Annotated in this window: 7 protein-coding genes; 3 read left to right on the forward strand and 4 right to left on the reverse strand. The window is 48.2% G+C overall.

The window, feature by feature from the left end:
* On the forward strand, window positions 1-200 hold a 200-nt coding region (locus ACLR2L_RS18410; RefSeq protein ID WP_413370265.1), incomplete at its 5' end, for an EVE domain-containing protein.
* A gap of 41 nt (window positions 201-241) precedes the next feature.
* Here ACLR2L_RS18410 and dgcA read toward each other — a convergent pair.
* From dgcA to ACLR2L_RS18430, 4 genes are all read right to left on the reverse strand, one after another.
* The gene (dgcA, locus tag ACLR2L_RS18415) at window positions 242-1,294 is read right to left on the reverse strand and encodes an N-acetyl-D-Glu racemase DgcA (protein ID WP_413370267.1); all 1,053 of its coding nucleotides are present in this window, start codon (window positions 1,292-1,294) and stop codon (window positions 242-244) included.
* Complete coding sequence (gene dgcN / locus ACLR2L_RS18420; protein WP_413370269.1) at window positions 1,291-2,289, reverse strand: N-acetyltransferase DgcN; 999 nt, start codon at window positions 2,287-2,289, stop codon at window positions 1,291-1,293. The genes dgcA and dgcN overlap by 4 nt, the downstream gene beginning before the upstream one ends.
* 108 nt (window positions 2,290-2,397) lie before the next feature.
* Window positions 2,398-3,393 (reverse strand): adenosine deaminase, encoded by a 996-nt coding sequence (gene add, locus ACLR2L_RS18425; RefSeq protein WP_413370271.1) that lies wholly within the window; start codon window positions 3,391-3,393, stop codon window positions 2,398-2,400.
* Window positions 3,394-3,580: 187 nt separating this feature from the next.
* Complete coding sequence (locus ACLR2L_RS18430) at window positions 3,581-4,024, reverse strand: DUF3859 domain-containing protein (protein WP_140956779.1); 444 nt, start codon at window positions 4,022-4,024, stop codon at window positions 3,581-3,583.
* Window positions 4,025-4,145: 121 nt separating this feature from the next.
* Between ACLR2L_RS18430 and ACLR2L_RS18435 the strand changes: the two genes are divergently transcribed.
* Together ACLR2L_RS18435 and ACLR2L_RS18440 are read left to right on the forward strand one after the other, a co-directional pair.
* Window positions 4,146-5,234, forward strand: coding sequence for a hypothetical protein (locus ACLR2L_RS18435; protein ID WP_413370273.1), 1,089 nt, complete (start codon window positions 4,146-4,148; stop codon window positions 5,232-5,234).
* A gap of 25 nt (window positions 5,235-5,259) precedes the next feature.
* Window positions 5,260-5,726: DUF445 family protein (locus ACLR2L_RS18440; protein WP_413370275.1), on the forward strand; the 467-nt coding region annotated here is incomplete at its 3' end.

The raw sequence follows: 5,726 nt of genomic DNA on the forward strand, positions 1-5,726 counted from the left end.
CAGAGTCGCCGCGCTGGATAAGTGTAGATGTCAAATTTCGCAAGAAATTTAAACATGTGTTGAGTTTGCAGGAAATCAAGTCCAATCCAGCTATTACGGAGCTGGGCATAGTGAAAAAAGGGCACCGGCTGTCGATTATGCCGGTGACCGAAAAAGAATGGTCGCTATTGTTAGAGATGGCAGGCGAAAACCTGGGTTAACCCTTGAAGGTGACCCTTGAAGGTGACCCTTGAAGGGGTACCTATAGCGTTTCCTCTTCATGGAGTGCCTGCCAGCGCTTAGCCAGGAATTGTTGGCCGTATTGACCAGGTAAGCCCCACAAAAATGGTGATGGCTGTTGCATACGGCCATTATCAAATGCAAATCCATCGTCTCGATCCTTGGCAACCAGCAACGGACCGTCCAAATCTACAAACTGTACCGATTCACACAGGCAAAACGCCGGAGCCATTGCCAGCGATGACCCTACCATACAGCCAACCATCACTTGCATATTCGCATCTTTGGCCTTTTTGAGGGTGCGGATCCCTTCGGTAAGACCGCCGGTCTTATCCAGTTTAATATTGACTGCCTGGTAATATTTGGCCAGGGTGTCGATGTTTTCACTGGTGTGACAGGATTCATCGGCACACAACAAAATATCCGGGTTCAAGCCTGCAAGGGATGCATCTTCTGTGTCGGGTACTGGTTGCTCAATAAGCGCGACGTTTAATGCTTTAAGTTCGGGTAGCCATTCGTTTAATTGTGACGGGCTCCAGCCTTCATTTGCATCTACAATCAGGCGGCTCTTGGGTGATGCCTGGCTGATAGCTGCCAATCGCTCCAGTACGAGTTCATTGTCGAGCTTTATTTTAATTAACGGTGCTTGTTTTAATTCCTGCGCTTGCCTGGCCATATTGTCTGGTGTGTCAATGCTCAGGGTTTGGGCGGTATAACAACGTTTAACTTCCGGCACACCGGCTAACGCATACACAGATTTACCCGTTTGCTTGGCTCGTAAATCCCATAGCGCAGCATCCAGCGCATTGCGCGCTGAACCTGCTGGTAGTAAAGCCAGTAACTCGTTGGTGTCTTTGATACCCGCGATATCGGATTTAACGCTCTCTAGTTGCGCCAATACACTGCTAATGCTCTCTTTGTAGCGTGCATAAGGCACCGATTCCCCCCAACCAAAATAGTGGCCATCGGTAATAATAACAGTAACGACATCGGCCTGGGTTTTTGCACCACGGGAAATACGAAATTCCCGGGCCAGTGGAAACGATTCAGAGAACGCGACAAAGCGTAAACTCATACTAATAACTCCAATAGCGGCTGCACGCCATGACGAATTGGATCAACACAAGGTAAACCCAACTCTTGCGTAACCGTAGCGCAATAATCCAATGATTCCTGCTCGGATACCGCTGAGGTATTCACCGATACGCCAATCACACGTACATTGGGATTGGTCACTTTGGCGCAAACCAAATTCATATCGATAACCTGTTGAAGGCTGGGTAGAGGGCGGCCGGGTATTCCGCGCATGTGTTCGCGCTTTAACGCGTGGCATATCACCAGTGCATCGGGCTGTGCACCATGTAAAAGTCCCAGGCTCACACCGGCAAAAGCAGGGTGATACAGTGAACCCTGGCCTTCAACCAGATCCCAGTGATCTTCGTCGTTTGCAGGACACAATGCTTCAACGGCACCCGCAATAAAGTCAGACACTACACAATCAACCGCAACGCCAGCTCCCGCCACTAAAATACCGCTTTGCCCCGTAGCCCGGAATGTTGCTTTCATGCCAGCTGCTTGCATGGCCTTAGCCAGACTCAGTGTTGTGTACATCTTTCCCACTGAACAATCGGTGCCAACGGTTAACAGGCGTTTGCCCGCGCGCGGGTTGCCTTTACCGGTTTTAAACTTGGTAGTTGGGTGGCGAATATCAATGAGTCGGCGTCCCAAAGCCTGGGCCTTTTCTGCGATTTCCGGAATGTCGGCAACTTTGTCGTGCAAACCGTTAATTATATCCAGACCCGCGTCAAGGGCTTCCATAATGGGCTTCACCAGGTGTGCATCCAACACACCGCCGCTGTTTGCAAAACCCAACACAAAGGCTTTTGCACCTTTACTAACACCTTCCTGTATTGATAACCGGGGGTGCCCGGTGCTCACTTCACAACCGGGTAACGCAAACTCGCCAACGCACTTTTCCGGGCTCCAGTCGGCTGCACTCTTCGCCATTTTAATACTCAGCGGATCGGTGGCATCGCCAATAAACAACAAATACGGAGACGGTAAACTCATGAAAACTCCAACGCTATATCAATACGGGTTAATCAAATGTGGCTTACACTAATACCAGCTTTTATTTAACGCCAGTGTTATTCCACATCAATAATTTATGCCATTTTGTTACTGATATGCGTCCAGTTTCGCCAAATAGGCAGCTTTGTCGATGTCGGGTAACCAGGTTACATTAAAGGCGTTAGCCATCAGGGTTTTAAGCTCTGATCGGGTAAAGTCACCTTCCTGTTGTAACGCTATCAGGTTTTCGTTCATATAGGCCCGGAAATAGGCAGGATCGTCTGAGTTAATTGTAGCCAGCATGCCTTTGTCCAGCATGGTGCGAATTTCTTTAGCGGTTAAGGACTGTACTACGAACTGGTTAGACACCGGACACACAGTCAGTCCGAGCTTTTTCTCCACTATTAGTGCGCACAGCTCTTCTGACTCCAGTGAATTTACACCGTGATCGATTCGGTCAACACCAATGTCTTCAATTACCTGGCGAATGTGCTCTAAGGTATTTTTCTGATTCACATCGCAGTGCATCGTTAGTTTCAGGCCCCATTGTTTGGCCAGCGCAAATACGTCTTTAAACTTCACTGGAGGGTTGTTGAATTCGTCGGAATCCAGTCCAACACCTATCAGCCAGTCAAGGTAGGGTTTAGCCATGTGCAGGTGTTCCATGGCGGATTCTGCTGACATATCGCGCAAAAAACACATAATTAACTGGCTTCGAATGCCCAATTGCTGCTCTGCATCAACCTGGGCTTTGCGAATGCCGGTGATCACGGTTTCAAACGCCACACCACGAGTAGTGTGGCCTTGTGGGTCAAAAAATATTTCAGCGTACACTACATTTTGGGCTGCGGCTTTTTCCAGATAGTCCCAGGTGAGTTTGTAGAAATCAGACTCATCCACAAGGACACTCATACCGGCGTAATAAATAGTTAAAAACGAGGGCAAATCATGAAAATCATAGGCCGCAATCAGGGCCTCGGGGCTGTCGAAAGGTAGTTCAATCCCGTTCTTTTCTGCTAACGCAAAACTGAGTTCTGGCTCCAGGGTGCCTTCAATGTGAACATGAAGTTCTGCTTTGGGCATACCTTCAATAAATGCCTGCATAAACGACTTCCTTTTATTATTAGTCTGGGTAAGCTTTTGTAAGGTGTAGCAAGCTTTGTTCCCTCAATAAGTAACGGCTATGCAGTTGAATTTTATACGATATATAAAGTTACCTTTGGAATGGCATTGGTGAAGTGATTCATTTCGGTGCAGCATTGCCCGCTTTACTGGCAGGCAAACACAGCTATTAGCGGCGCAGTTTGGGTTTACCCCTTTGCCAGAATTGTGCGCCGTCGTAGGGTAAATCGTCTTCCACGGTAAAGGTTTTGTCAGCAATGAGTTTGCCGTCCAGTTCCAGTGTCATACGCCAGTCGCCAACTTTGTTTTCTAGCGGCTCCCACAGCGTATCACCAAGGTAAAAGTCCCAATTGTTTGAGCGTACATATTCCTCGCCATCAAAGGGGGGCATGGGGATGCCATCCTCATCCGGGATATCCGGGTGATAGATGCAATAGCGTACTTTGCTGTTTTTGGCGCGTTTGATGTTAACAATAAAACCAAATTCTATATCCAGTTCCAGCGGGACCTGATAGGTAAAGGTTTTAATTTTAGGCAGGGCTTTGTCGTCGGCGTCCCACTTTGAGTGGATACCATAAGTAACAATGTCTACAAGGGGTTTGGGTTTAGCCATGTACAGTATAAATTCGATGCTGATAATTTGTATTACAATAACGATACTATAACAGAGATACGTTCTCATCGCTGCCAGAGTGTGGCACAGTATCAACATTATCGTTTAAAGTTCAAAATATATGTCCGTAAATAGAAGTAAGCCCAGCAAACGGCAGTCAACCGTTCGTAACGTCTTGTTTAGCCTGATTGCTTTAACTACTGGGAATGCACAAGCCGCGGTTACGTCCACCGTTTTGGACGAAAAAGCGGGCTTTCAGGCGGTAACCTGGACAAACAACACCGTGTTGGTATCTGGTACACACGGCAGTGCGTACCTCTCAACAAACAACGGCAAGCAGTTCACTAAACTCAGCCTGCCGCCCGACACTGAGGCATTGCAATTTCGCGACAATCAATGGTTTCGCGATGGCAGTATAGTGTTGATGAGCGCGGGAGAGGGCGCGCAGTCCAGGCTTTATTATTTAGCGGCAAATGACGAAAAAATACAAAGCGCTAACTGGCAATTAGTGAAGCAGGGTGAGCATGAGCATGTATTTTTTGACTGCATGGCGTTTACTGAGCAGGGTGAGGGCTGGCTTTATGGTGATTCGGATAAGCAAGGTTTGTATATCTTACATACTCACAATAGCGGTAAGGACTGGACGCGCCAGGTGATGCCAGTTACCGCGCAGGCATCGGAAGGGGGCTTTGCGTCCAGCGGAACCTGTGTGGCGGCAATGGGGGATTGGGTTGCTATCGGCACAGGAAACAGCCTGCAACCAGGGTTGTTACTTAAACAACAGAATCAACCCTGGCAGCGATTCGCTGCGTTATTCGAAGGCGGCGAAGCGGCGGGTATTTTTAGTATTCAGCTCAGTCACAATACGCTGTATGCCTTTGGGGGAAGCCTGAAACACCAACAAGCTGCCGCTGCATTTAAGTTCGATACTAATAAAGCTGAATGGCAGGCATTGCCCACCCCGGCGTTAAACGGGGCGATTTATGGTTCAGCATTGTATTTCCATAGCCAAAATGACTCGCTGCCTGGTGTAGTGATCAGCAATCCGCAGGGGGTATATTTGCTTTCCCCAGGCAGTACGCGCTGGCAAAATATCAGCAACAGCAACATTTGGAGCCTGGCTTGTAAAACCGGGGCCGGATGTATTGGTGTGGGGAAAAGCGGTGTGGTTGAATACTATTCACCTGAAAGCTTGTCTGCTGCGCGTTAATGTAAAACGAAAAGCATAACTACTAATGATGGATGTTAATAAAGCCAAGCAGCTTTCACGTGCCAAACGTCAGGCAACAGCCTGTCTGTTGGTTGCTGCCTGCGTGTTTATAGCGATTACCGTAACGCAAACATTATGGCCTGACGTTGGTGGGCTATGGTGGCTCCAATTAACCAAGATGATCAGTGAAGCCGCGCTGGTGGGCGGGTTGGCAGACTGGTTTGCTGTTAGTGCGTTGTTCAGGCCGATCCCGTCATCGCATCCGATTCCGCATACCAATATTGTGGCTAATAATCAGACGGTTATTGCACAGAATCTTGCTGAATTTGTTAAAGACAAATTTTTCCACAAGGATGCCATTGAATCGCTGGTTTCAGGTAGTCATCCAGCTAAGGCCGTAGGCAACTGGTTACAACACTCCGCTAACGCTGAGCGTCTGGCGAAGTACATTAACGACAGCCTGGCTGGCTTGTTGCATGTTATCGACGATAA

The organism is Alteromonas sp. AMM-1, from assembly GCF_047290655.1.
Taxonomy (GTDB): Bacteria; Pseudomonadota; Gammaproteobacteria; order Enterobacterales; family Alteromonadaceae; genus Alteromonas; species Alteromonas mangrovi.

Excerpts from the sequence above, each read along its gene's own strand:
- dgcA (WP_413370267.1), bottom strand. The coding sequence starts at position 1,294 with ATGAGTTTACGCTTTGTCGCGTTCTCTGAATCGTTTCCACTGGCCCGG.
- add (WP_413370271.1), bottom strand. The coding sequence starts at position 3,393 with ATGCAGGCATTTATTGAAGGTATGCCCAAAGCAGAACTTCATGTTCAC.
- ACLR2L_RS18430 (WP_140956779.1), bottom strand. The coding sequence starts at position 4,024 with ATGGCTAAACCCAAACCCCTTGTAGACATTGTTACTTATGGTATCCAC.
- dgcN (WP_413370269.1), bottom strand. The coding sequence starts at position 2,289 with ATGAGTTTACCGTCTCCGTATTTGTTGTTTATTGGCGATGCCACCGAT.
- ACLR2L_RS18435 (WP_413370273.1), top strand. The coding sequence starts at position 4,146 with ATGTCCGTAAATAGAAGTAAGCCCAGCAAACGGCAGTCAACCGTTCGT.